Here is a 24871-nt window from a genome sequence, read left to right as displayed (position 1 = left end):
CTGCGCCGCCCGGGCTGTGCTACCCGATTATGAATAGTGGTTGGCCGTACTCGACCGGCTGGCCGTTCTCGACCAGCACTTTCTTGACGACACCACTCTGGTCGGCTTCGATTTCGTTGAGCAACTTCATCGCCTCGATGATGCAGAGCGTTTCACCTGCATTGATGTTCTGACCAATTTCGACAAAGGGCTTCGACCCAGGCGCCGAGGACCGATAGAAAGTCCCCACCATTGGCGACTTCACGATATGACCCTCCGGTTCTGCCGGCGCCTCCGCTGCCGCAGGCGCTGTTATCACCGTGGTCGTCGGGGCTGCCACCATGGGTGTAAGCGCTTGTGGGATGGTCATCATGCCTAGGTGTCCAGGGCTACCGACACGGTTGATCCGGACCTTTTCTTCGCCTTCAGTAATTTCCAGCTCGGCGATGCCGGATTCCTGCACCAGATCGATCAGTTTTTTCAGTTTTCTAAGGTCCATTGGGCAAGTCCCTATTTCGTGGGCACAGAGGCAATCGCATAGGCCAGTGCATATTCGTAGCCTTTGGACCCCAGGCCGCAAATGGTGCCCACCGCCAGGTCGCTGAAGTAAGAATGGCGCCGGAATGGCTCGCGGGCGTGGACGTTCGACAGATGTACCTCTATGAACGGGATCCGGACCGCTGCCAGTGCATCCCTCAGGGCTACGCTGGTGTGGGTAAACGCCGCCGGATTGATAACAATGAAATCCACGCCGGATTGACGGGCTTTCTGTATTCGTTCGATTAGCTGGGACTCGGAATTGCTCTGGAAGCTGTCGAGCTTGATGCCGGCACTGATAGCTTGGGCAGCCAGTCGTTTGCCGATGTCCGCCAGCGTTTCCCCCCCGTATATCTGCGGCTCCCGGGTGCCGAGAAGATTCAGGTTAGGACCATGCAACACCAGAACCTTCCGGAGGCTTCGCGCAGAGGGGAACCGCGCTTTGCCACCCTTCGAGGTGGTTTTCATGGCGGCCAGTTTGCCGTAGTTAACGGGATTTTGTCCAGATTTAAGCGAAATTGGTCGCCGCATCCGGATCGAGGTTTTTTCGTTCTGACTGCCTCCAGGCCCTCATGGTCCTATTTTGGCACGGACCCGGTCAGACGATAGTGAAAATAAGCGGATAGTATTCAGAACCCGCGTAAATAACCGAAATTAGTAGAATTTAAGGGCGTAATAGCGACATTTCGTGTTACATCCACGACGAACAATATCTATTTCGGGCGTAAGAAACGAAGTAGGCCTATTTTGATCCTCAACGTGCGCCGGCCACTTGAATCAGGATAGGAAGAAATCGTTCTGCTGATCGATAACCGATTACGCGGGAACCTTCGATTTCCTTGCCGTTGCGATCGAAGAAGATAATCCCGGGCGGTCCGAAAAGACCAAAGCGCTTCAGAAGAGCCGCGTCGTCGGCAGAATTGGCGGTTACGTCGGCCTGGAGCAACAGCATCGCTCCAAGGCGCTTTTTGACCTCTTCGTCCCGAAATGTCAGCCGCTCCATTTCCTTGCAGGACACACACCAGTCGGCATAGAAGTCCAGCATGACGGGTTTACCCGCCTGAGCCAAGGCATGGTCGAGTTCCGCAACCGATGCCACGCGGACGAAAGGGGTCTGCGCATCCCCGCCGCCCGCCCTCATCCGCAGGCCGGACAAGGGTTGAAAGATATCGCGCGCGCCGGAAAGTCCGCCAATCAGCATAGCAACGCCGATCAACAGCACGATGACGCCAACACCTTTCCAGAGCCTGCGCAAACCGCCCGCCCCGGCCGGCAGAGGATCGATTGCATGCAGATAGATCCCGGAAATAATCATCAGCGCCGACCAGCACAGCATCTGGGCAATGGTCGGGATGAGCGGCGAAATCATCCAGATCGCCGCGGCAAGCAACAGGACACCAAAGAAATTCTTCACGGCCTGCATCCAGGCACCGGCCTTCGGCAAGAGCGCGCCGGCTGAAGCCCCGATTACGAGCAGCGGCAGACCCATGCCCAGGGCCATCATGAATAGAGCCGATCCCCCCAACAGCACGTCGCGCGACTGGCTGACGTAGAGCAGCGCGCCAGCCAGCGGCGCAGCGACGCACGGCCCCACGATCAAAGCTGACAGCACGCCCATGACAAATACACCCACCAGCGTGCCTCCTGTAAGCCGGTTGCTGGTATCGGTCGCGCTTGTCCGCCATGCGGACGGCAATTGCAGTTCGTAGAAGCCGAACATGGACAATGCCAGCAATACGAATATGCCCGCGAACGCGCCCAACACCCAAGGGTTCTGCAATGCACCGGACAAAAGGGTTCCGGATAATCCCGCGAGCACCCCGGCAATCGCATACGCGAGCGCCATGCCGAGAACATACGTCGCGGACAAGGTAAATCCGCGCGCCCGCGTCACCTTGCTGCCCTGACCGGCAATCATCCCGGACAGGATCGGAATCATCGGCAGAACACACGGCGTAAACGACAGCAGTAAGCCGAAGCCGAGAAAGCTCGCCATGACCAGCCAGAAGTTGCCGGTTCCCAGCAGCCGTGCAATCCGCCGGTCTTCCGCAGGCTGTTGAATCGAACCGTCCGCGGGCTTCGACACCGTGTCAGCAAAGGATTGCGTCGAGGGAGCGGCCGCATCGAGCGCCGCGAGCGCGATCGGATGCTGCCGGGTCACCGGCGGGTAGCACAATCCTTTTTCACTACAGCCCTGAAAACCGACGTTCAAAACCAAAGGGATCTGCTCCGGGGTATTCCTTACCAGCCGGATCACTGCCTGCACCGGCGCATGGAATACCTCGGTCTCGCCGAAATTCGGATCCTGCTTCGGCTCTCCGCGAGGCAACTGCACCGTATCGATCGCCGCCTTTTCATCGGGCCCGATCGAGAATCGAATCTTGTCGCGATACAAGTAGTAGCTGTCTGCCGGAGTCAGGCGCGCAACGAGCGTCTGAGCATCCGCCGCACGAACTTCGACGGTGAACGCCTTCTCGACCGGAAGAAATTCTTCCTCGCCCGCAGAGGGCGTGGCCCCGCCCTGAAGTCGCGCAAGCAACCCTGAAGACTTGCCCGAGGTATCCGGCCCGGCATCCGAATACCCCGCAGGGAACAATTTCACCCTCTGGGTCAATGGCGTATAGCACACGCCAATGTCGGCGCAACCCTGGGAAACAACGCTTAACGTAAAACCCGCGGCTGAGACCGGTGATTTAAGCGGCAAATCGATCACCAGCGTGCCGCGATAAGTCTCGACCTTGCCGAAGAACTCGTCCTCCGTGATCTTGCCGTCAGGCATGCGCGCCTTGCCGAGCTTCACCGAGCCTTGCGCGTCTGCAAAGTGGAAGCGGGTACGATACATGTAATAACCGTCCGCAATCTGATAGCGCACCTGAACCGTTTCCAGGTCGACGATTTTTGCCGAAATGCGGAATGCCAGATCGGGCTCTAGAAGTTCCTCTGCGGCCAAAGCCGGGCCGAGCACGATCGCAGGCAGAATTGCCAGCAGGAGTGCGATGACGCGTTCGGAAGGAAATTTCATGTTTGCAATAGCGGGATTGAACTCGGCGTCTTACTCAACGACGGATTCCGCCGCCACCCAGTCCAGATACGCGGGCAATCCGGCCCCGAGAGGGACACTCACGATCTCGGGAAGTTCATACGGATGATTGGCGAGAATTTCCTCTTCGAGACGCGAATAGGCGGACCGGGAAGTCTTGATCAACATCGGCACTTCGATGGCTGTCTTAACCCTGCCCTCCCAGCGATATACGGACGTACACTCGGCGAGGATGTTGACGCACGCTGCGTGGCGACGCTCGACCAGCAAGGCCGCCAACCGTGTTGCAGTTGCCCTGTCCGGAAGATTGGTCAATACAATAATAATGTCGCGGTTGTCGACGGCCATACGATCCTCCTCCAATCCAGGATCCTTCGCGCAGGCTGCATCGATCAGAACTATTTCGCTCCTTCCCACGCAGCCACAACGCCCTGCTGCGCGGAAGGATATAGCAACCGCACGCGCAACTCCTTCTTCAGCCGCCCATTGGCCAGTCGTCGCGATTCGCGCATGAATGACAGCAGGTTCTCGGGAAGTTCCGTTTGCGCGGCCTCCCAACTCACCCGTGGTGGACGAGGGAGGTTGAATTGCGCGGCGACCATATCGAAATACTCCCCCATCTTCATCCAGCAGCCGTCCGACGCGTTATAAGCACGCCCAGCGCGTCCGCGGGTCAAGGCCGCCAATACAGTACGTGCCAGATCGTCGGCGTGGATGTGGTTTGTATAGGGATCCCGCTCCGGTGCCAGAGCCGGTATGCCCGCTTTGAGGCGAGCAATCGGTAGCCGCCCGGCGGAATAAATTCCCGGCACGCGAAGGATACTGACCTGCACGCCATTCTCGGCGCCCCACCCACGCAACTGTTGTTCCGCATCGAGCCGGCGCTTCGCGCGATCGCTGAAAGGCCGCGCGCGGCGCGTTTCGTCGATCACATCGCCGCCGCAATCGCCATATACTCCGCTGGTACTGATGTACACCAGGCGCTGTGGTAGACTGCCGCCCTTCGCGAGAACTCTTATGAGGTTGATGGTCCGCGTATCGCGAACGCCCGAACCTGGCGGTGGCGCGAGATGCACGACGTCCTGGGCGAGGCCGGCAATCCGTTGCAGTGTTTCCGGACGATCCAAGTCTCCAGACACCGGCATGACGCCTTCCGCACGCAGCGTCGAATAGCGGTTCTGCGAGTGCGTAAGCGCGTAGAGGCGCCAGCGGCCCCTCAGCACGTTGGCCAAGCGCAAGCCGACATCTCCGCAACCGATGATAAGCAATCGTCTCATGCGTTCATTTTAACCCGGACCCGGATCGGCTTCGGGAGAGTATCGACGTTATGTCTCGTCAGGTAACGATCAAACCCAGCAATCATACCTTTACGTGCGGCGACGGTGAGACCGTGCTTGCCGAAGCGCTGCGGGCAGGCTTTACGCTGCCCTACGGATGCCGCAACGGCGCCTGCGGCGCCTGCAAGGGAAAAATCCTCGAGGGCAGTGTGGACTATGGCAATCCGCAGCCGTACGTCTTGGCCGAATTCGAAAAAAAGGCCGGATTTGCGCTGTTCTGCCAGGCCAGGCCGCTTACGGACCTCGTCATCGAAGCACGCGAGATACGCGGCGTCGGTCAACTAGATATCCGGAAGCTGCCTTGCCGGGTGCAGGAAACGCACAGGCTTGCACCAGACGTCATCGTGTTGAAGCTGAAGTTGCCGGCGAACGAACGCCTTCAGTTTCTCGCCGGCCAATACATCGACATCCTGATGAAGGACGGCAAACGCCGATCGTATTCGATGGGCAATCCACCGCACGACGACGAATATATCGAACTGCACGTGCGCAACATGGCCAACGGCGCTTTCACCGAGTTCGTTTTCAACAAGATGAAGGAAAAGGACATCCTGCGCTTCGAGGGGCCCTTGGGTACGTTCTTCATGCGCGAGGATTCGGACAAACCGATGGTCCTGGTCGCCAGCGGCACCGGTTTCGCACCGATCAAAAGCATCATCGAACATGCGTTCCATACGGGATCCACGCGTCAAATGGTGCTCTATTGGGGTGGCCGCCGTCCGACGGACTTGTACATGGCAGATCTCGCAGGGAAATGGCAGCAGGAGCACGACAACTTCAGCTTCATCCCGGTGGTTTCAGATGCGATTGCTGAAGACAGTTGGCACGGGCGCGCGGGATTCGTCCACAAGGCGGTCATGGAGGACTTGCCCGACCTGTCGGGATATCAGGTGTATGCCTGTGGCGCACCTGTGGTTGTCGAGTCCGCGCACAAGGATTTCACGACCCTGTGCCGGTTGCCGGAAGACGAGTTCTACTCCGACGCGTTCACGCCTTCGGTCGATCCTAAACCGGCCGCAGCCTGAGTCCCAAATTTCTAGCCGCTGTTGCGCAAGCCCGCGGCGATACCATTGATGGTCAGCAGGATCGCACGCCGTGTCCGCTCCTGCGTTTCACCCGCACGAAAACGCCGGAGCAGTTCCACCTGCAGGTGATTGAGCGGATCGATATAGGGCGAACGGTTGCGCAGACTGCGCGACAGCGCCGGATTAGCCTCCAGCAGTTCGCTCTGGCCGGTGATCATCAGCAGGTAACGCACCGTCCGGTGCCATTCGTCCTGAATCTGCGCGAATATGCTTTCGCGCAGTTGCACGTCCGTCACCAATTCCGCGTAGCGTGAAGCAATGCTGATGTCGCTTTTCGCCAGCAGCATGTCCATGTTCGAGAGTAGTGTGCGGAAGAAAGGCCACTCCCGGTACATCTGTCGTAGTACTTCCATGCCGCTTTCGCCGCGACGCGCGATCAGTTCTTCGACTGCGGCGCCGAAACCATACCAGCCCGGCAACATGATGCGCGACAGCGACCACGAAAATACCCAGGGGATCGCCCGCAGGTCTTCGATGCGGTCGGTCTTCTTGCGCGAGGCAGGGCGGCTTCCCACATTCAGATCGGCAATTTCCGTGATCGGGGTCGCGCTACGGAAGAATTGCACGAAGCCAGGCGTTTCGTAGACCAGCTTTCTATAAGCGGCGAATGCCGCCGCACTCATTTCTTCCATGATTTCGAGATAAGCAGACTGCTCGCCGCCTTCCGCCCTGAGCACGGTAGCCTCGAAGGTTGCCGCCAACAGAGTCTCCAGATTGCGCCGACCAATGTCCGGATCGGAATACTTGCTGGCAATCACTTCACCCTGCTCGGTGATGCGGATCTGTCCCGCAACGCTGCCGGGCGGCTGCGCAAGGATGGCCTGGTAACTCGGGCCACCGCCGCGACCAACTGAGCCGCCGCGACCATGAAACAGCCGCAGCTTCACGCCATGGCGGGCGAATACTTTGACGAGTTCGACTTCCGCCTTGTACAGCTCCCAGTTTGCAGTAAGGAATCCCCCATCCTTGTTGCTGTCGGAATAGCCGAGCATCACTTCCTGCACCCCACCGCGGCTCGTGAGCAACTGTCGATAGTAAGGCTCAGAGAACAACTGGTCCATGATGGGGCCGCAGTCCCGCAGGTCCGCAATCGTCTCGAACAACGGGATGATGTTGAGTTCCAACCGCGGATTCTCGCCCGCGTGCAGCAAACCGACTTCCTTCAGCAGGAGCGCAACTTCGAGCAGATCGCTGACGCCGTCGGCCTTGGAGATGATGTAGTTCGGCAACGCCTCGGCGCCAAATCGGCGGTGCATCTGCGCGGCGGTATCGAGGATCGCCAGTTCCTTGGCGACATCCTCGCTGTATTTCAGGTAGGGAGAACGCAGCAATCTCGGCAGTTTGAGTTCTTGTAGCAACCATTCGCGGCGCCGATTTTCGTCGAGTTCGGCATAGCCTTCTTTGCGCGCGCCGAGCGAGAACAATTCGCTGACGACTTGTTCGTGCACGCCGCTGTGCTGACGCATGTCCAGCGGCGCCAGATGGAAACCGAATACGTCTGCCGCCCGCAACAGATTGCGCAATCTGCCTCGTGCAACGCGCTTGGAGCCGTTGGCCGCCAGCGAGTCCGCCAGTACCGCAAGATCCTTCGCGAATTCGGCGTTGTCCCGATAGGGTTGCGCATGGGCAACCGCCGGCCTGTCGGGCACGCGATGACCGAGCGCATGCGAGGTCGCGGAAAGCCGGGCATAGATCCCGGTCAATGCGCGACGGTAGGGCTCGTCACGGCGATGCTCGGAAATATCCGGCGAGCGGGCCGCCAGCTCATCGAGTGCAGGCGTGGTTTCCACGATGCGCACCGATTGCGACAGCTCCCCGCCCAGCTGATGAAGCTCATCGAAGTAGTAGTCCATCGCAGTGACAGACTGGCGCGCAAGCGCGTGCCGCATCACGTCATCGGTCACATGGGGATTGCCGTCGCGATCGCCGCCGATCCAGCTGCCCAGCCTCAGGAAGTTTGCGGATCTGACCTTGCCAAAGTTCCAATCCGCGAGAAGATCCTCGATCTCCGCATAGAGCCTGGGCAGTTGACGCAGAAAGGTATAACGGTAGTACGACAGCCCGTTCTCGATCTCGTCATTCACCGTCAGCCGCAACTCGCGCAGGATGCGGGTCTGCCATAGCGTCAGCACAACGCGACGCAGCGCCTCTTCGTTCTGCAACAGTTCATCCGGCGTGAGCTGGGTGCGGTCTCGCTCGGTCAGCAGACGCGCGATCTCGAGCTGGCAATCGAGAATGCTCTTGCGCTGGACCTCCGTCGGGTGTGCGGTCAGCACCGGCGAGATCAATGCATGGGAGAAGAATTCCGAAACCTGATCCGACGTGACTCCGTCTTCGCGCGCGCGGGCCAGCGCCAGCGCCATGCTGCCTTCCTGCGGAGCCGAACCGACAATCAGGTGTGCGCGACGACGACGGTTGTGATGCTGGTCCTCGGCAATATTGGCCAGTTGCGAAAAATAGCTGAACGCCCGCACGACCGCGATGGTGCGCACCGGATCGAGCTTGTTGAGCATGGCCTCCAGCTCGCGCTTCGCCGCAGGATCACGATCCCGGCGAAATCGGATTGCATTCTGCCGCGTGCGCTCGATCAGGTCGTATATCGCCTCGCCCTCCTGCTCGCGCAGGGTATCGCCGAGGATACGTCCCAACAGGCGGATATCTTCCCGCAGTGGCGATTCCTTGTCGGTTGCAGCCGGATGCTGGCCTGGAGCATTCATGTGAACAAACTCAGTCATGGTTTCGCCGCGCGAGCCCTGCGGCATGGAAAAAACTTGGCTGCGCTAACGGCCCGCATGCCATCAAGCAAACCTTGCGCCCGCCTGTAAAAGGAATCCTTTTCCCCAGCAACTCAAGGCGTTGAATATTGCTTCCAGCCCGCCGCTGTGCGGACGCCCGCGCAATAACAGTGCGCGATATCAAACCACCGGCCTTCTGCGTCCGCCGGCGTATTGCTTCAATTGTTCGAGCGTAAGCTCCAACGCCTTTTGATACTCGGCGGTCGCCTCGGCGGGCTTGCCCTCGCGCTCCAGCAGGCGTCCGAGTTCGAGGTGCGCCGAGTGCGTGGGCTCGATCGAACGACTGGCTTCGAGATAACTGCGTGCCTTACCCCATAAACCCTGGCGGGCGCAAAGCCGTCCCAATGTCAGCAGCAGCACGGCGTCACGTGGATGGCGCTCGAGCCAATTTTCCGCTCGCTCCAACTGCTGTCTCACGTCGGTGCCGAGGCATTCGGAATAAATTGCCAGAAGTGCTGAGTCCCACTGCCGTTCGAGCCCCTCCTCCACAATCTTGTGCGCTTCCCGACAGCTGCCCAGGGCGATGAAAGACTGCGCTGCCGTTGCGGCAATGCGGGGTTCGTATCGATCTTCCGCAGGAAGCCTGTCCCAATATTCCCGCAGCGATTTGTCGTCTACTGCCTTGCGCTTTAGGCTTTCGATGACGGCTTGCCGGCGCAGTTGGGCGACGACCGGACGCTCGAACACCCTGCGCTTTTCGAGCTGGGGAATGAGTGCCAGTACGCGTTCCCAGTTCATTGCCATCTGCTGCGCACGCAATTCCAGGCGAAGTGCCGCAGTATGCTTCTCCGGAAGCCTTTTCAGAACGTCCAGAGCGTCGTAGTAACGACGCTCATCGAGCAGCATTTCCGCTTGCGCCATGAACCTCATCGCGTCTTCGTCGGGATCCGTGCTGGCGGCCTTCGCGAGATATTTGTCGCGGGTGGCATAGGCACGCATACCGTGTGCGGCGCGCGCCGCCAGCATGGCGGAAAGCGCGGGGGATTCGCCAGCTTTCAGCGCTGCGGAAGCGGCTTTTTCCGCCCGCCCGAAGCGGCCCTCGAAGAAATTGATCAGCGCTTCATTGAATACCGCTCGCGCCCGGTTCTCCGAGCGCCTCTTCTGGAACGCACGCACACGCGCCGGCATGGTCGCCGTGACAATGATGGTACGTACCACGACATAAGCGATGAAGAAGACCGACAGCGCCAGCATGATCGCGAGGTTGAGCGAGAGCTCGACGCGCCACGGCGGCAGTACCAGCAGTACGTAGCCGTTGTTGTAGCGTGCCGCAATCACCAACCCGACCGCGACCGCAAACAGGCCCAACACCCACAACAATGCTCGCATCAGTGCCCCTTGCTCAGTCTTGGCCGCATTGAATCAACGAGGCGAGCGTTCGCGCACGAGCTTGAAATTGCGCGCCGCATCCAGGCTCGCGGAAATGTCGGGCATCTGGATGCCGATATCCGACTGGATCAGTTGTTTGAGGGTGGATTGGGCGGCTGCAACCGTCTTGTCGGCACCGTCGTAGTACTGCGTCAGCCAGCCGGAAGCAGCTTTCAGGTCGGCCTTGAAACTGCCTTCATCGTGCGCGAGCAGCGCCAGGCGAGCGCCGAGCAGGCGGAACTTCAGATTCTGTCTCAGGAAGAATGCCTGGTCCGGCGAGAGCAGCGGGACTTCAGGTTTCTCGACGTTCTGGATGCGGATCAAATCGCGCATGTCCTGTTTCCCCTCGCGCCACAATCGCTGCCAGAAACCGGCCGCGGTCGATTCCGGTTCAGGATTCGGCCGCGCGGGTCTTTGTTCCATGGCCAGCGACAGCGTGTCGACTTGGTTCACGACGTTGTCCAAGCGCAACGCCATGCCCACGACGTCCACGTAAGGCATCGCTTTCAACCGCTCCATATCCTGGTTGATCACGCGACGCAGCGGAGTCAACTGCGGCCGGTCCATGCGCGCCAGGCGTGCATCGGCCGTTTCCAGGGCGATCAGCGCCGCCTTCACGTTGCCGGCCAGTTGCAACTGCTGGTTGGCGATCAGCAGAACCTGTTCGACCTCGGCCAGCGTCCACTCGTCGCGACTGCGCGCGAGATCGCGATAAAGCGACTCGAGCGCGAGCCGCTGGTTCTGCGTTTCAAACACGCGCGCCTCGAGCTGTCCGAGCCTCGCGGCTACGTCAACCATCGTGTCGCGCGATTGCGCCGCCAGCGCACGGGTGTCGCGACCCAGGGCATCGACTTCGCCAAGGCGTTTTGCCACCTCGTGCTCGAGGAGGCCGAAACTGCGGCGAGAATCGAACCACTGCCACCCGGCAAGTGCCGCCGCTGCGAGTGCCAGCAGCAAGGCCATGGTTACGAACGGCGACCGGCGCGGCGTCGACATCGGCGCGGTCGTGACCAAAAGCTTATCGTCGGATTGATCGGCCATCTCTTTTGCGTGAAATCCAATGACTCACGAAGCGGGGTGGGGCACACGCAAACGTGCGAACCAGGTTTCCAGTCCCGCCACCAGGGCTTCATCGCCGTTGCCGGCGACGAACACACATTGCACCCTGCGGGAAAATGCCGTGGCAGCCACCCGCGGATGGGGAACGAAGAACGGCAGGCTGCACAGCCAGGAGCGCCCCGCCGCTCCAGCCATCTCAAACAGGTTTCCGACGATGCTCGAACTGGTTGCCAGGCAGGCCTTCATGCCATCGCGCCCCGACCGCGACAACAATTCCCGCATGTCGCGATCCGGCTTCACCCGGCGATAGCACTCGAGATATTCGACTGCGGCACCGCGCGAGCGCAAGGTCTCGCCCAGGAATTCGCGGCCGCCACGTCCCCGGACTATGAGGGCTCGGCTGCCGCCGAACGGCATGGCCGACAGCTCGCCCATCAAGGCCTCGCTGTCGAAACCCTCCCGTGGTGAGATGATGTTCCGCACCCCGGATTTTTTCAACTCGGCCGCCGTTCCCGGCCCGACCGCAGCGACTTTGGCGTGAGCGGGCAGGCCGCCATTCTTCAGAATTTGCGGCATGGCCATGCGCGCCGCATTCGGGCTGACGAAAACAACCAGATCGAAATGCAGCAGGTGGTTGAGGACGGGTGCCATCGCCGTTTCCGCCAGCGGTTCGATCTCCAGGGCCGGGAACAAAATGGGTTCGCCGCCTGCATCGCGGATAAGCCGGGCAAGCTGAACGGATTGTTCTTCGGGCCGCGTAACCAGGATTCCCGCTCCGGCTAACTGCGGTTTCATTCGGGCTGCCCGTCCAGCCCGGCGAGAATCTCGCGTGCGCCCTTCGCGATCAGGCGCTGCGCTACGGCATTACCGAGTTCCTGCGGCATGCCCGAACGCGGCGTGGTAACCTCGTCATAAACCATGCGGCTGCCGTCCGGACTGGCGACGAATCCGCGCAACCGCGCACTGCCGCCGCTGATCTCGGCGAAACCGCCCAGCGGTACCTGGCAACTGCCGGCAAGTGCCCGGCTCAGCGCGCGCTCGGCTTCCACGCACCAGCGAGTGTCCGGATCATTCAGTGGGGCCAGCGCCGCGATCACGTCACTGCGCTCGGAACGGCACTCGATCCCCAGCGCACCCTGCCCAACTGCCGGCAGGCTGTATGCCGGTTCGAGAATCGTGGTGATGCGTGCGGAAAGTCCGAGGCGTTTGAGTCCGGCCGCTGCGAGGATGACGGCAGCGTACTTGCCTTCGTCCAGTTTGCGCAGACGCGTCTGGACGTTACCGCGCAGGGGCTCAACGCGAAAATGGGGAAAGCGCGCGCGCAACTGACTCGCGCGCCTCAGGCTGGAGGTGCCTATCGCGCTGCCTGGCGGCATACTCTCCAGGTCTCGATAGCCGTTGGACACGAAGGCGTCCCGCGGATCCTCGCGCTCGGTGATTGCCGCAATACTGAATCCGGCCGCCAGATTCATCGGCACATCCTTCATCGAATGCACCGCGATGTCCGCCTGCCCCGATTCGAGAGCCAACTCGAGTTCCTTGACGAACAGTCCCTTGCCGCCGATCTTGGCGAGCGGCGTGCCGAGCACGCGGTCTCCTTCCGTGGTGATGCCCAGCAGATGCGTCTGAATTGTCGGATAAAGGGCGCGCAGCCTTGCCTCAATGTGGCGTGCCTGCCACATCGCCAGCGCGCTCTTGCGGGTGGCGATGACGAATTGGGAAGGATGATTCACGGCGGAAAGCAAACCTCAGGCTTTTTGCTGGGACAAAGAAAGAATCCGGGCCGCTGCGGGGTAGCCGGAAGCGGCCCGAGGATCAGTAAGACTTGAATAAGCTTGCGGGTCCGCGTACCGGATTATTTCTCCAAGAGACTTCTCAGCATCCAGGCTGTCTTTTCATGAACCTCCATTCTTTGGGTCAGAAGATCCATGGTCGGCTGGTCGTTGCCGCTCTCGGCGGCAGGAAAAACCTTTCGCGCCGTACGCGTGACTGCTTCGTGTCCCTGCAGCAGGATCTTGATCATGTCCTGGGCCTTGGGCACGCCCGGCGTTTCCTTGATGGATGCGAGCTTCGAAAACTGCGCGTAAGTGCCCGGCGCGGGCGCATCCAGGGAGCGGATGCGCTCTGCAATCAGATCGATATTGGTCCACAGCTCGGTGTACTGCGTCTGGAACATAAGGTGCAGCGTCTGGAACATCGGGCCGGTCACGTTCCAGTGAAAGTTATGGGTCTTCAGGTAAAGCGTGTACGTATCGGCAAGCAACTTCGACAAGCCATCGACGATCTGTACCCGGTCTTTCTCCTTGATGCCAAGATCAGCAGCCATTCTTGATTCCCTTGCGTCTGGGTTGAAGAGGACCTGCACCTGATTCGAATCATAGGACAATTCTTCGCCGTTTTCAGCGGGACTTGCGCGATGCTGCTCTAAAGATCGCGTGTGCCGCGAATGCGCACGGCATCGCGGGCATGCATGAGTTCCCGGTAGTCGTCCGAGGTCAGATAGCGAAGCGCCGAACTGGTGATCTTCCCGGAAAACTGCTCCAGCATCACGACATTGCCGTCTCTGCGCCAGACGCGGACCCGACTGGCGATCGCGCCGGCCATGCCGCTGCGCAACTGTTCGTCGTGAACCTCGGACGCGCCAAACCGCGCCGTCAGGCGGCCCTCGACTTCGGCAAACCGCGCCTCATCGAACAGGACCGTCGTTCGATTCAGAAGTTCTCCGCGGTACTCGAGCGTCATCCCCAGAACCGGCAAACCCAGATGCTCGAGGGCCTTTCCCCCTGCCCGGCACAGGGTGTGCGCACCGGTCTCGGCACACGAGTAAAGCCTGCGGTCGAGATCGGAAAGCCGCGAGCCGAGCGCTTCGATACCCTGCGCGCCGGATGCTGCGCCGGCGACCAGCAAAAGGAACACTGTGCAATGACGTGCGCTCACAGGACGTTGCGCCCCAGTTCCTTGACGATGTGCTGCTGGCGGCGGCTCACCTGCAGTTTTTCATCGAGTCCGGCCAGCGTCACCACCCAACGCGCCTCGCCGCTGTCGCCGCCCTCTTTCTCGAAACCGATGATGTGCGCTTTCGCCACCAGGCAGCTGCGATGGATGCGCACGAATTGATCGGTGAACTCTTGCTCCAGGCGGGAGAGCGACTCTTCCACGAGATGCTCACGGATAGCCGTGCGTACGGTCACGTATTTGAGCTCGGCCCGGAGATAGCGAATATCGGACACGGCGATCAGCATGACCTTGCCGCGTTCCTGTACTGAAAGATGTTTGCGCGGCTCGGGAGCGATTCTCTGCAGGACGTCCAGACTCAGCGGCGTGATCGCCCGCGCTCTCGTCAATGCGTCGTGCAACCGCCGCAGCCGGATCGGCTTGACCAGATAATCTACTGCATGCAGCTCGAACGCCCTTAGCGCGTAGTCGTTGTACGCCGTCGTGAAAATCACCGAAGGCGGGTCTGGAAATTTTAGAAGATGCTGCGCCGCTTCGAGTCCATCCATTTCCGGCATGCGGATGTCGAGCAGCACCACGTCCGCCGTCGTCCTTCCCAGCAACGCGAGCAACTCGCGTCCGCTTGCGGCCTCGCCGACGAGCTCGATCGGGAAGCTGCCCGCGCAGTCTTCCAGCAGATCGCGTACACGACTGCGAGCAGGCGTTTCGTCGTCGGCAATGACGACCTTCAATGCCTGGGGATGTTTCGTCATTCGTCCGCTCTCACGTACGGAATTGTAATGTGAACCTCGTACTCGCTATCGCCTACACGGGCCTGCAGGCTCGCTTCTGCGTCGAAGTGCAGCGCCAGACGCTCCCGGATATTGCCCAGAGCCATCTTGTTGCCGGCGTGGTGATTGCCGTCCTTGCGATATGGATTGCGCAGAACCATGTGCACCTGATCGCGAACATGGTAGATATTGACGCTGACCACGCCGGGTTCGATCGACGTCTCGATGCCGTGATAGACCGCATTCTCGAGGAGCGGCTGCAGCACCAGCGGCGGCATGAGCGCATCTTTGGGCATATTGTCCACATGCCATTCGATCTGCAGTCGTTCTCCCAGACGCAGTTGCTCGAGAGCGAGATACTGACGGCACAACTCGACCTCGTTTTCCAGCGGTACAAGGTCGCGATTGTCGGCCATCAGTACGCGGAACAGATCGGCCATGTCCTCGAGTGCGGCCTCCGCGCGTCGAGGCTCGGCTCGTATCAGCGACAGCACCGCGTTGATGCTGTTGAACAGGAAATGCGGCCGGATGCGTGCCTGCAGCGCTTGCAGTCTGGCCTCCGTCAACGCGGGCGAAAGCGCGCGATTGCGCAGATTGAAATACCCGATCAGCGCGAGCGTGGTTGCGACGGCAAAGAAAACGTCGCGTCCGGCCTCTTCCATTCCCGTCTCCAGGATCAACGCCCCGAAGCGTAGCACGAGCAGGGTGATGGCGAGCTCCGCGAGCACGATCAGCACGACTGCGGAACGATATTCAATCCTGTGCAGCCACGAATTCGCTGCGCCCAGCAGCAACACCGAAAGGATCGCAATCGGCTGCACCACGGCTGCGATACCTACCCACTGCTGCAAGAGGCTGCTCCAGTTCGACGATTTCAGCATCGCCGCAACGACAGTTAGCGCCGTAACGATGACCAGCACCCGCAGCATGACTCCAAGATTTCGGAAATTCGGCAGCAGAGTCGCGGAGGGGTTTTGATTTATACTTGCCATCTGTAAAGACGTGCCGAAACGCACGCCAAAACAATTGTTTAACGCATTCCATTGTGAACGGGGCAGACCACCAATGCAACAACAGGAACCGCCGGCAGACAAGAACGGCAAGACGTGGTCGGGCAGATTCGACGAGCCCGTCGCGGAATTGGTCAAACGCTACACGGCGTCCGTCGGCTTCGACAAGAAGCTGGCCGAGTTCGACATTCAGGGCTCACTCGCGCATGCGCGCATGCTGCATGCGGTCGGCGTGTTGTCCAAGGCCGACCTCGCCGACATCGAACGTGGCATGGCGAGCATCCTCGATGAAATCCAGCAGGGGAAGTTCACGTGGTCGATAGACCTCGAAGATGTCCACCTCAATATCGAGAAACGCCTGACTGATCTGGTCGGCGATGCCGGCAAGCGTTTGCACACCGGCCGCTCGCGCAATGACCAGGTGGCGACCGACATCCGGCTTTACCTGCGCGCCGCCATCGACGAGACGCTTATGCTCATCGCCGCGTTCCAGGGCCGCCTGCTAGATCTTGCAGACCAGCATGTCGATACGCTGATGCCCGGTTTCACGCACCTGCAGGTCGCACAGCCGGTGAGTTTCGCGCATCATCTGATGGCCTATTACGAGATGCTCGGGCGGGACGCGTCGCGCTTTGCGGATTGTCGCAAACGGCTCAATCAGCTTCCGCTGGGCGCCGGTGCACTTGCGGGAACGACATTCCCGATCGATCGTGAACGTGTCGCGTCAGAGCTCGGCTTCGACGGCATCTGTGAAAATTCGCTCGACGCCGTATCCGACCGGGACTTTGCGATCGAGTTTTGCGCCTGCGCGGCCCTGGTCATGATGCACCTGTCCCGGCTTTCCGAAGAATTGATCCTGTGGATGAACCCTCGCTTCGGCTTCATCCGGCTGGCCGACCGGTTTTGCACCGGCTCGTCGATGATGCCGCAGAAGAAAAATCCGGATGTGCCTGAACTCGTCCGCGGCAAGACCGGGCGCGTCAATGGCCATCTGGTGGGGCTGCTGACGCTCATGAAGGGTCAGCCGCTCGCCTACAACAAGGACAACCAGGAAGACAAGGAACCGCTGTTCGATACCGTGGACACCCTCGGCGCGACCTTGAGGATCTACGCTGACATGGTGGGCGGCATCACCGTCGACAAAAAGGCGATGCGTCGCGCCGCAATGGAAGGCTGTGCCACGGCGACCGATCTCGCCGACTATCTGGTGAAAAAGGGCATGCCGTTCCGCGAAGCCCACGAAGTCGTCGCACGTGCCGTACGCCGCGCCGCGGAGAAAGGCATCGATCTCGCGCAACTGGGCGTGGACGAATTGAAACAGTTCTCGAACCTGATCGACGCGGACGTGATCGACAAGCTGTCGCTCGAAGGTTCGCTGGCGGCGCGCGATCATATCGGCGGCACGGCACCGAAACAGGTACGGGCCGCTATCGCGCGCGCGCGCCGCTGGTTGGCCGGGCGTTAATTTTTCCGACAGGCGGCTGTCGTCGGTCTGCTCCACGCCGCTGTCCGGGCGATTTTCTTCCTGCGCTCTCCCGGGCTATCGATGCGTTGCTGGGCAAGGTCAAAACCTGATAGATTCCGGCTAAATTCGAATAGTCCGTCTCGGCGAAAGGCTCGCAGGATTATTTTCCGAAGCATCATAAGAACTCTATAAAAAGAGGAGACAGCATGAACACGCATGCCCTGAAGTTGCTCAAGCCGGCGTTCGCTCTGCTTGTTGCAGTGCTGGTTACCGCCCCCGCCGTCTGTAGCGCGCAGGACAAGCCGATCCGGATTGGCCTGGTGACTTTTCTCTCGGGTCCTGCTTCCGGACCGTTCGGTGTCCCCGCCAAGCTCGCCGCCGAAGCGATCGTGGATTCGCTCAATGCGGGCAAGGTACCCGCCCCGTACGCCACCAAAGGATTTGGCGGCACGCCGCTGGAACTGGTGGTGATCGACGAAGCGGGGGGCGCGACCAAACAAGTCGCCGAGTTGCGCAATCTCGTCGAACGCCAGGACGTCGATTTCGTGATCGGCTACATCGGCAGCGGCGATTGTCTAGCCGTGGCGCCGGTGGCGGAAGAACTCAAGAAGATCACCATCCTGTTCGACTGCGGCACACCGCGCGTGTTCGAAGACGCGAGCTACAAATACGTGTTTCGCACCAGGCCGCATGCCACCATGGACGCAGTGGCCGGCGCAATGTACCTGTTGGAGAACCGGCCCGCCGTGAAGAGCCTGGGGGGCATCAACCAGAACTACGCATGGGGACAGGATTCCTGGGCCGACTTTACGGCGGTCATGGCGGCGTTGAAACCCGAGCTCACCATCACCACGTCGCAAATGCCGAAGTTCGGCGCCGGTCAGTACGGCCCTGAAATCTCGGCGCTGCTGCAGAGTAATTCCGACGTGATTCACTCCAGTCTGTGGGGCGGAGATCTGGAGGCCTTCATGCTGCAGGCCACGCCGCGGAACCTGTTCACCCGCAGCCAGCTCATCCTGGTGGCCGGCGAACCTTACCTGCACAGATTGCCGGGTAATATTCCCGACGGCACCATCATCGGCGCGCGCGGTCCCAGCGGGGTTTATGCGCAGAAAAGCGCGTTGAACGACTGGCTGCGGCATATTTACAAGGAGCGCGCGGAAAATTATCCGAATTACCCGGCGTACAGCGTCGCCCAGGCGTTTCTCGGCCTGAAGACCGCCTATGAAAAAGCGAAGTCGCAGGGCACACCCGGCACCGATGAGATCATCAAGGCATTCGAGTACGAGACCTTCGATTCGCCGAGCGGCAAGGTGATGATGAAGCTCGGCAAAGGACATCAGGCCGTGACCGGCACCGCTTATGGCACGACGCGCACGGTCAATGGACAGATCGCCGTCGGCAACATCAAATATTACCCGGTCGAGCGCGTCCAGCCCCCGGAGGGTATAAAGAGCGTCGACTGGATCAAGGCGGGCATGAAACCCGGCAAGTGGTAGGCACCCGGCGCCAAGCCTCACCCCGCTTTAAATCATGGCTCAACTTCTCGCCGTCCTGATCGACGGGCTGATCTATTCGTCGTGGCTGTTCATCATCGCCGTCGGCCTCACGCTGATCTACGGCGTGATGAAGATCCTGAACATCGCCCACGGCAGCCTGTACGCCCTTGGCGCTTACAGTGCCGCATCGCTCGCCGGCTATTGGATCAATCATGGCTACCCGCCCATGGGCAGCTATGCCGTCATGCTGGTTGCGGCAATCCTGGTGGGATTGATCGCCGGTCCGGTAATCGAACGCGGCCTGCTGCGTTTCATGTATGGCAAGGACGAGATCGTGCTGGTCCTGGTCACCTATGCGGTATTCCTGATCCTCGAAGACTTCGTCAAGCTGGCTTGGGGTGTCGACCCCTATTTCATCGCACAACCCTACGGCCTGCTGGGCAGCTTCGATGTCGGCGACCTGACGTACCCGAACTACAATCTTGTGCTGTTCGGCGCCGCGGTGCTCATCGGCGCGGTGCTCGCCTGGGTTCTGACCAAAACCCGGCAGGGCAAGATGTTGCTGGCGGTGATTCATGACCGGGAAATGTCGGGAGCGATGGGCATTAACGTCGGTCGCGTGTACTTCATCACCTTCACCGTCGGCGCAATGCTCGGCGCGCTTGGCGGCACGCTGACGGCGCCGATGATCTCCGTGCAACCCGGCATCGGCGCGGAGACCATCGTGCTCGCGTTCGCCGTCGTGGTGATCGGCGGGCTGGGCAGCCTGCCGGGAGCCGCGCTCGCCGCGATACTTGTCGGCATCGTGCGCTCGGCTGCCGTACATTACCGGCCGGAACTCGACCTGTTCAGCATTTACCTGGTCATGGCCGTCGTGCTGATCATGCGGCCCAAGGGCCTCTTCAGCGCACAGGAAGCCCGCAAGATATGAAGCACGACCCGACACTCCCGATTCTCATTGCAGGTTCGATCATCCTTCTCGCGGTCGGCCCCTTCCTGCCACGCTGGGCGATGTTCCTGATCAACGTGTCGTTGTGCTACGGCATCGTGGTACTCGGCATGATGCTGCTGATGCGCACCGGCGTCGTGTCGTTCGGCCATGGTCTGTATTACTGCCTTGGTGCCTACGCGGCCGGCACGCTCGACCAGGTATTCAAAATCTCGGACATGGCCGTGATGCTGGTCGCCGCCGTGATGGTGACCGCCCTGGCGTCTGCCGCACTCGGGCTGCTGCTGCGGAAGTATCGCGACATTTTTTTCGCCATGCTGTCGCTGGCGTTTTCGATGATTCTGTACGGCTTGCTGGTCAAGACTTCGTCGCTGGGATCGAGCGATGGCTTCAACATCGCAGCGTCCAGGATCGCAGGCATTACGGTCGCGGGAACATCGGTCGACCGTTACGTGCGCTATGCCTTGACGGTGGTATTCGCTTTCATTGCCGGCGTCTTCATGCACAGGTATCTGAACTCCCACATGGGCAGGCTGGCCGGGGCGATCCGCGACAACGAGTTGCGCGTCGAGTACATGGGCGCGTCGGTGGGCAACGTCATTCATGTGAATTATGTGATCTCCGCGGTACTCGCCGGCGGCGGCGGCGCGCTTGCGGCGATCGCCGTCGGTCACATCGATCCCGAGATGGCATACTGGACGACATCCGGTGAATTCGTTTTCGTCGGCATTCTGGCCGGCACCGGCAGCGTGCTCGCCCCTTTCCTCGGCGCATTCATCTTCGAGACCATCCGCAGCTTTGCCTATGAGTATTCGCCGAATACCTGGCAGATGGCGCTCGGCATCACCATGCTGGTCGTCATCATGTTCCTGCCCGGTGGACTGTGGTCATTGTTCACGCGCAAGCGCAAGGCGGCCTGACATGGCTATCGTTCTCGAAGCGAAGGGATTGAACAAGAGTTTTGGCGCAGTGACAGCCGCCAACGACATCAATGTTGCAGTCGAGCAGGATGCCATAGTGGGGCTGATCGGCAGCAACGGCGCCGGCAAGACGACGTTCATCAATATGGTCACCGGCTATCTCAAACCCAGCGCCGGCACCATCACATTCGGCGGCCGCGACATCACCCCGTTCAGCCCGCGTCAGATCACGCGGCTGGGTATCTGCCGCTCGTTCCAGATTCCGCAATTGTTCAATTCGCTGTCGGTTTACGACAATCTGCTGGTCGGAATCGGCATCGTCGTATCGGGAGGAAAGAATTGGGCGCAGGCCAGCCACTACGTCGATACACCCGGCGAAGCGGTCAATAGCATACTCGAGCGTTTTCGGCTGACCGACTATCGCGACAAGCTGGCCGGTGTACTACCCGAAGGCATACGTAAATTGCTCGATATCGCGATGGCGATGGCGGTGAAACCGAAGATCCTGCTGCTCGATGAACCGACGTCCGGCGTATCGGCGGACGAGAAATTCACGCTGATGGACATGGTGATGGAAGCGGTGCGTGCGCAGAAGGTGACTGTGCTATTCGTCGAACACGACATGGAAATCGTCACCCGCTATACCCAGCGCGTGCTGGCCTTCTATGAAGGCCGCATCATTGCCGACGGCCTGCCCGCCGCAGTGCTGAGCGATATCGAAGTCCGCAAATACGTTACCGGCGAAACTCAACATACCACTGCTGGGGGACGTCATGCTGCGCATTGACGGGCTCGACGTCTCGATCGCATCGGTCGGCATCCTGCGCGGCGTGAACATGGATGTACCGACTGGAAAATTCGTGGGTCTTATCGGCCGCAACGGCGCCGGCAAGACCACGCTCATGCGCTCGGTAATGGGCATTCTGCCGCCGCGCCAGGGAAGCATCCGTTTCGACGGTTCGCCGCTCGGAAAGACGCCGGTCCACCAGCGCGCACGCAATGGCATCGGCTACATGCCGGAAGACCGCCGGTTGGTGCCGTCGCTGACCGTCGAAGAAAACGTGCTGATCCCGGCCTGGTCCGCAGGTGTGGGCGATACTCGTGCGCGGTTGGCCGACGTATACAAAATGATCCCAGAGGTCGAGGCTTTCTCCGGCCGCAAGGCATTGCAGCTTTCCGGCGGGCAACAAAAACTGGTGGCGCTGGCGCGAGCGCTGATGTGCGGTACCAAACTTCTATTGCTCGACGAACCGTTCGAAGGCGTGGCACCGGTACTGGCCAAACGACTTGCGGAGGTTATTGCAGGACTCAAACAACGGGGACTTTCGATTGTCCTGACGGAATCCGATCTCTCGCACTCGCGGGAGATGCTCGACGTGATTTACTCGATCGACCGCGGCCAAGTTTCGGTCGCCGGCTGATCCACTCTGCCGTGCCATTTCCGCAGCGGCACCCGCATTAAAGATTCGGGCTAGCGGCGGTGCAGTTGAATTGTCTCGACCCGCGAGGCCGGCTGCGCATCCGTCGCACACCCCTTGCAAGTGCTGCAGCCCACGCTTTCGGCGCCCGATTGCAGACGGGTGAACCGGGCGCGCTGTGAGGCTGGCGCAAGCGTGATGAGACGGGCAATCAGCCAGCGGCGCATGGTTTGCGGCATGAACAGCCATCCGGCGTAGATGATCGCAAGGGCGACGATGAAGTAAGCAATCAGGGTCTGCATGAATCAGCCTCCCGTCAACACCAGGGCAACCCGATAAGTGATGAAGGAAGCCAGGTAGGCAAGTAGAAACAGATAGCCCGCCATGATCAACGGATAGCGTATCGAATTGGTTTCACGCCGCACGATCGACAACGTCGAAATGCATTGCGGCGCAAACACGTACCAGGCAAGCAGCGAGAACGCCGTGGCGAGCGACCAGCTCTGCGCGATCATCGGCGTCAGCTGCGCCGCCACATTTTCGCCGGTCGCGGACAGCGCGTAGACCGTTCCGAGCGCACCCACCGCAACTTCGCGCGCCGCTAGTCCCGGTATCAGGGCAATCGATATCTGCCAGTTGAATCCTATCGGCGCCAGCACCGTTTCGAGCGCCCGCCCGATCATTCCGGCGAGGCTGTATTGGATCGCAGGTTCGGTGGCGCCGGCCGGGGGCGCCGGGAACGAGGACAGGAACCACAGCAGGATGGTCAACGAGAGGATGATCGTGCCGACGCGAGAGAGAAAAATTTTCGCCCGCTCGACGAGCCCCATCACGAGGTTTCTCGGATTGGGCCAGCGGTAGGAAGGCAGCTCCATCAGGAGCGGATGCAGCATTTTGCGTCCGGCGACGAGCTTCAGTACCCAGGCGACCGCCATCGCGCTCACGATTCCCGCGAGATACAGAACGAAGAGCACCACCCCCTGAAGATTGAGGAATCCGAGAACGGTTCTCTGCGGAATGAACGCACCGATGATCAGCGCGTAGACCGGCAGCCGGGCCGAGCAGGTCGTCAGCGGAGCAATCATGATCGTGGTCAGACGATCGCGCCAGTTGCCGATATTGCGCGTAGCCATGATCCCGGGGATCGCGCACGCGAAGCTCGACAGCAGCGGAATGAAGGAGCGGCCCGAGAGCCCCACCGTGCCCATCAGCCGATCGAGCATGAACGCGGCGCGCGGCAAATAGCCTGAATCTTCCAGCGCCAGGATGAACAAGAAAAGGATCAGGATCTGGGGCAGGAATACCAGTACGCTTCCCGCGCCCGCGATGACGCCATCGACGAGCAGGCTTTGCAGGATGCCCTCGGGCAGCCATGTCTTCATCAGGTTGCCGGTTGCCTCGACCCCCGCCTTGATCGCATCCATCGGCAACTGCGCCCAACTGAAGACAGCTTGGAACATCAAAAACAGCGTTACGGCCAGGATGACATAGCCCCACAAGGGATGCATTACAACGCGATCGAGCGCGTCGTCAACGTGCAATTCGTTCGGCGGTTCGCGCACGGCAATGGCAAGGACGCGCCGGACTTCGCGCTGTGTCGTCGCCACATCAGCGTCATCCGGTGCCTTCCATGCGGAAACAGCCATCGGGTGGTCCAGAATATGGCTCTGAATCGCGCTGATCAGTTCGTTCGCTCCACCACGCCTCACCGCCACGGTCTGCACCACGGGCATGCCGAGTTCCCGCTCGAGCGCGGCGACATCGATCTCCACGCCACGATGCTTTGCGACGTCGGCCATGTTCAACGCAAGCACCGTCGGCAGCCCCAACCGCTTCGCTTCCACGACGAGCCGAAGGTTGAGGCGCAAGTTGGTCGCGTCGGTTACGCACACCAACAGGTCCGGACGCTCTTCATTCTGTACCGTGCCAAGCACGACGTCGCGCGTGATAGTTTCGTCCAGGCTGATCGCATTCAGACTGTATGCGCCCGGCAGATCCAGAACACGGATACGTTGCCCGTTCGGCGTTTCGAACAGGCCTTCCTTGCGTTCGACCGTCACGCCCGCATAGTTCGCAACCTTTTGCCGGCTGCCAGTCAGCAGATTGAACAACGCGGTCTTTCCGCAATTGGGGTTGCCGAGCAGTGCGACGCGCAACGCAGGCTGGGAAGGGGTCATGAACTCGATCCCGATTGCGCCGACCCTACCACCAGGACATGTTCGGCCTCGAAGCGGCGCAATGCGAAAGTCGTGTTGCCTATGCGCACGGCAAGGGGCTCGCGGCCAGGATAGCCGTGAGCGATGACGCGCAGGGATTCGCCTTCGACGAATCCGAGTTCGAGCAAGCGCAGGCCGATATCGCTACCCTCGGACTCGGATGTTCCGGTGCGCACCTCGCGGATGATGGCGGTCTGACCAACACCAATGCTGCTCAGCGGAACCAGCCGTTCTGCTATCGCCATCGAATCAGGGGAAGAATCTAAAGGCATGCTGTGTTCGCGGAATCGGGGTTAATGGGAATCGTTATTATTATGAGCCTTTTTGCCGGCCTTGGCATCAGGGAACAGTTCACAGGGAACAGCGGGCTTTCCCGACCGGGCAACATTGTCTGATCCGTCCTCGGCTGGCCGGATCTGCGCGGGACTTCATGGCCTTCAAGCTCCGGCATGACGCCTGACCATGTCGA

At 60.4% G+C, this 24871-nt stretch carries 24 protein-coding genes; 7 read left to right on the top strand and 17 right to left on the bottom strand.

Annotation, left to right across the window (positions count from 1 at the left end; translation table 11 throughout):
- Positions 1-19: 19 nt before the first annotated feature.
- The 5 genes from HY067_06875 to HY067_06855 form a co-directional block, all read right to left on the bottom strand.
- Entirely contained in the window at positions 20-478 is a 459-nt protein-coding gene (locus HY067_06875) for an acetyl-CoA carboxylase biotin carboxyl carrier protein (protein ID MBI3527676.1), read from the bottom strand.
- An 11-nt stretch (positions 479-489) separates the two neighbouring features.
- Positions 490-984 carry a type II 3-dehydroquinate dehydratase gene (gene aroQ, locus HY067_06870; protein MBI3527675.1) on the bottom strand — a complete coding sequence of 165 codons (495 nt, stop codon included), beginning with the start codon at positions 982-984 and terminating at the stop codon, positions 490-492.
- A gap of 286 nt (positions 985-1270) precedes the next feature.
- Positions 1271-3538, bottom strand: coding sequence for a protein-disulfide reductase DsbD (gene dsbD / locus HY067_06865; GenBank protein MBI3527674.1), 2268 nt, complete (start codon positions 3536-3538; stop codon positions 1271-1273).
- Between the two features lie 30 nt (positions 3539-3568).
- A complete protein-coding gene (locus HY067_06860) occupies positions 3569-3904 on the bottom strand; it encodes a divalent-cation tolerance protein CutA (protein ID MBI3527673.1) in 336 nt (111 codons plus the stop codon).
- 50 nt (positions 3905-3954) lie between these two features.
- On the bottom strand, positions 3955-4833 hold the full coding sequence (locus HY067_06855) for an SDR family oxidoreductase (protein MBI3527672.1): 879 nt from the start codon (positions 4831-4833) through the stop codon (positions 3955-3957).
- 50 nt (positions 4834-4883) lie between these two features.
- Between HY067_06855 and HY067_06850 the strand changes: the two genes are divergently transcribed.
- On the top strand, positions 4884-5918 hold the full coding sequence (locus tag HY067_06850) for a CDP-6-deoxy-delta-3,4-glucoseen reductase (protein ID MBI3527671.1): 1035 nt from the start codon (positions 4884-4886) through the stop codon (positions 5916-5918).
- An 11-nt stretch (positions 5919-5929) separates the two neighbouring features.
- On the opposite strand, the gene ppc is transcribed toward HY067_06850, so the two are convergent.
- From ppc to HY067_06805, 9 genes are all read right to left on the bottom strand, one after another.
- Positions 5930-8713, bottom strand: coding sequence for a phosphoenolpyruvate carboxylase (ppc, locus tag HY067_06845; protein MBI3527670.1), 2784 nt, complete (start codon positions 8711-8713; stop codon positions 5930-5932).
- A 180-nt stretch (positions 8714-8893) separates the two neighbouring features.
- Positions 8894-10102 (bottom strand): heme biosynthesis protein HemY, encoded by a 1209-nt coding sequence (locus tag HY067_06840; GenBank protein ID MBI3527669.1) that lies wholly within the window; start codon positions 10100-10102, stop codon positions 8894-8896.
- A 33-nt stretch (positions 10103-10135) separates the two neighbouring features.
- A complete protein-coding gene (locus tag HY067_06835; GenBank protein ID MBI3527668.1) occupies positions 10136-11182 on the bottom strand; it encodes a uroporphyrinogen-III C-methyltransferase in 1047 nt (348 codons plus the stop codon).
- 24 nt (positions 11183-11206) lie between these two features.
- Entirely contained in the window at positions 11207-11995 is a 789-nt protein-coding gene (locus HY067_06830) for a uroporphyrinogen-III synthase (protein MBI3527667.1), read from the bottom strand.
- Positions 11992-12945, bottom strand: coding sequence for a hydroxymethylbilane synthase (gene hemC / locus HY067_06825; GenBank protein MBI3527666.1), 954 nt, complete (start codon positions 12943-12945; stop codon positions 11992-11994). Before hemC ends, HY067_06830 begins: the two co-directional genes overlap by 4 nt.
- Before the next feature lie 110 nt (positions 12946-13055).
- Positions 13056-13526: a DNA starvation/stationary phase protection protein gene (locus HY067_06820; protein ID MBI3527665.1), complete on the bottom strand. Its 471-nt coding sequence runs from the start codon at positions 13524-13526 to the stop codon at positions 13056-13058.
- Between the two features lie 98 nt (positions 13527-13624).
- A complete protein-coding gene (locus tag HY067_06815; protein ID MBI3527664.1) occupies positions 13625-14116 on the bottom strand; it encodes a hypothetical protein in 492 nt (163 codons plus the stop codon).
- A 17-nt stretch (positions 14117-14133) separates the two neighbouring features.
- Positions 14134-14907, bottom strand: coding sequence for a response regulator transcription factor (locus HY067_06810; protein ID MBI3527663.1), 774 nt, complete (start codon positions 14905-14907; stop codon positions 14134-14136).
- Entirely contained in the window at positions 14904-15917 is a 1014-nt protein-coding gene (locus HY067_06805) for a histidine kinase (GenBank protein ID MBI3527662.1), read from the bottom strand. The genes HY067_06810 and HY067_06805 overlap by 4 nt, the downstream gene beginning before the upstream one ends.
- Before the next feature lie 73 nt (positions 15918-15990).
- Here HY067_06805 and argH point away from each other — a divergent pair, with 73 nt between their 5' ends.
- The 6 genes from argH to HY067_06775 all read left to right on the top strand — a co-directional run bounded on the left by argH (position 15991) and on the right by HY067_06775 (position 22189).
- Positions 15991-17400, top strand: coding sequence for an argininosuccinate lyase (gene argH, locus HY067_06800; GenBank protein ID MBI3527661.1), 1410 nt, complete (start codon positions 15991-15993; stop codon positions 17398-17400).
- A gap of 206 nt (positions 17401-17606) precedes the next feature.
- Positions 17607-18899, top strand: coding sequence for an ABC transporter substrate-binding protein (locus tag HY067_06795; GenBank protein ID MBI3527660.1), 1293 nt, complete (start codon positions 17607-17609; stop codon positions 18897-18899).
- A 34-nt stretch (positions 18900-18933) separates the two neighbouring features.
- Positions 18934-19830, top strand: a complete 897-nt coding sequence (locus HY067_06790) for a branched-chain amino acid ABC transporter permease (GenBank protein ID MBI3527659.1) — start codon at positions 18934-18936, stop codon at positions 19828-19830.
- Entirely contained in the window at positions 19827-20768 is a 942-nt protein-coding gene (locus tag HY067_06785; GenBank protein ID MBI3527658.1) for a branched-chain amino acid ABC transporter permease, read from the top strand. Before HY067_06790 ends, HY067_06785 begins: the two co-directional genes overlap by 4 nt.
- A 1-nt stretch (position 20769) precedes the next feature.
- On the top strand, positions 20770-21555 hold the full coding sequence (locus tag HY067_06780) for an ABC transporter ATP-binding protein (protein MBI3527657.1): 786 nt from the start codon (positions 20770-20772) through the stop codon (positions 21553-21555).
- Positions 21542-22189, top strand: coding sequence for an ATP-binding cassette domain-containing protein (locus HY067_06775; protein ID MBI3527656.1), 648 nt, complete (start codon positions 21542-21544; stop codon positions 22187-22189). Before HY067_06780 ends, HY067_06775 begins: the two co-directional genes overlap by 14 nt.
- Before the next feature lie 50 nt (positions 22190-22239).
- On the opposite strand, the gene HY067_06770 is transcribed toward HY067_06775, so the two are convergent.
- From HY067_06770 to HY067_06760, 3 genes are read right to left on the bottom strand one after another with little or no spacing between them, the layout of a single operon-like run.
- Positions 22240-22488: a hypothetical protein gene (locus HY067_06770; protein ID MBI3527655.1), complete on the bottom strand. Its 249-nt coding sequence runs from the start codon at positions 22486-22488 to the stop codon at positions 22240-22242.
- A gap of 3 nt (positions 22489-22491) precedes the next feature.
- Positions 22492-24363, bottom strand: coding sequence for a ferrous iron transporter B (locus HY067_06765; protein ID MBI3527654.1), 1872 nt, complete (start codon positions 24361-24363; stop codon positions 22492-22494).
- Positions 24360-24647 carry a ferrous iron transport protein A gene (locus HY067_06760; GenBank protein ID MBI3527653.1) on the bottom strand — a complete coding sequence of 96 codons (288 nt, stop codon included), beginning with the start codon at positions 24645-24647 and terminating at the stop codon, positions 24360-24362. Before HY067_06760 ends, HY067_06765 begins: the two co-directional genes overlap by 4 nt.
- Between the last annotated feature and the right edge of the window lie 224 nt (positions 24648-24871).

Source organism: Betaproteobacteria bacterium, from assembly GCA_016194905.1.
Taxonomy (GTDB): Bacteria; Pseudomonadota; Gammaproteobacteria; order Burkholderiales; family JACQAP01; genus JACQAP01.
Note: the sequence above shows the minus strand (reverse complement) of the source record. Positions and strands in the feature narration are given on the sequence as shown.

What these genes read in the sequence shown, in the direction of transcription:
- HY067_06875 (MBI3527676.1), bottom strand. Translation starts at nt 478, where the DNA reads ATGGACCTTAGAAAACTGAAAAAACTGATCGATCTGGTGCAGGAATCC.
- aroQ (MBI3527675.1), bottom strand. Translation starts at nt 984, where the DNA reads ATGAAAACCACCTCGAAGGGTGGCAAAGCGCGGTTCCCCTCTGCGCGA.
- dsbD (MBI3527674.1), bottom strand. Translation starts at nt 3,538, where the DNA reads ATGAAATTTCCTTCCGAACGCGTCATCGCACTCCTGCTGGCAATTCTG.
- HY067_06860 (MBI3527673.1), bottom strand. Translation starts at nt 3,904, where the DNA reads ATGGCCGTCGACAACCGCGACATTATTATTGTATTGACCAATCTTCCG.
- HY067_06855 (MBI3527672.1), bottom strand. Translation starts at nt 4,833, where the DNA reads ATGAGACGATTGCTTATCATCGGTTGCGGAGATGTCGGCTTGCGCTTG.
- HY067_06850 (MBI3527671.1), top strand. Translation starts at nt 4,884, where the DNA reads ATGTCTCGTCAGGTAACGATCAAACCCAGCAATCATACCTTTACGTGC.
- ppc (MBI3527670.1), bottom strand. Translation starts at nt 8,713, where the DNA reads ATGACTGAGTTTGTTCACATGAATGCTCCAGGCCAGCATCCGGCTGCA.
- HY067_06840 (MBI3527669.1), bottom strand. Translation starts at nt 10,102, where the DNA reads ATGCGAGCATTGTTGTGGGTGTTGGGCCTGTTTGCGGTCGCGGTCGGG.
- HY067_06835 (MBI3527668.1), bottom strand. Translation starts at nt 11,182, where the DNA reads ATGGCCGATCAATCCGACGATAAGCTTTTGGTCACGACCGCGCCGATG.
- HY067_06830 (MBI3527667.1), bottom strand. Translation starts at nt 11,995, where the DNA reads ATGAAACCGCAGTTAGCCGGAGCGGGAATCCTGGTTACGCGGCCCGAA.
- HY067_06820 (MBI3527665.1), bottom strand. Translation starts at nt 13,526, where the DNA reads ATGGCTGCTGATCTTGGCATCAAGGAGAAAGACCGGGTACAGATCGTC.
- HY067_06810 (MBI3527663.1), bottom strand. Translation starts at nt 14,907, where the DNA reads ATGACGAAACATCCCCAGGCATTGAAGGTCGTCATTGCCGACGACGAA.
- HY067_06805 (MBI3527662.1), bottom strand. Translation starts at nt 15,917, where the DNA reads ATGGCAAGTATAAATCAAAACCCCTCCGCGACTCTGCTGCCGAATTTC.
- argH (MBI3527661.1), top strand. Translation starts at nt 15,991, where the DNA reads ATGCAACAACAGGAACCGCCGGCAGACAAGAACGGCAAGACGTGGTCG.
- HY067_06795 (MBI3527660.1), top strand. Translation starts at nt 17,607, where the DNA reads ATGAACACGCATGCCCTGAAGTTGCTCAAGCCGGCGTTCGCTCTGCTT.
- HY067_06790 (MBI3527659.1), top strand. Translation starts at nt 18,934, where the DNA reads ATGGCTCAACTTCTCGCCGTCCTGATCGACGGGCTGATCTATTCGTCG.
- HY067_06785 (MBI3527658.1), top strand. Translation starts at nt 19,827, where the DNA reads ATGAAGCACGACCCGACACTCCCGATTCTCATTGCAGGTTCGATCATC.
- HY067_06780 (MBI3527657.1), top strand. Translation starts at nt 20,770, where the DNA reads ATGGCTATCGTTCTCGAAGCGAAGGGATTGAACAAGAGTTTTGGCGCA.
- HY067_06775 (MBI3527656.1), top strand. Translation starts at nt 21,542, where the DNA reads ATGCTGCGCATTGACGGGCTCGACGTCTCGATCGCATCGGTCGGCATC.
- HY067_06770 (MBI3527655.1), bottom strand. Translation starts at nt 22,488, where the DNA reads ATGCAGACCCTGATTGCTTACTTCATCGTCGCCCTTGCGATCATCTAC.
- HY067_06765 (MBI3527654.1), bottom strand. Translation starts at nt 24,363, where the DNA reads ATGACCCCTTCCCAGCCTGCGTTGCGCGTCGCACTGCTCGGCAACCCC.
- HY067_06760 (MBI3527653.1), bottom strand. Translation starts at nt 24,647, where the DNA reads ATGGCGATAGCAGAACGGCTGGTTCCGCTGAGCAGCATTGGTGTTGGT.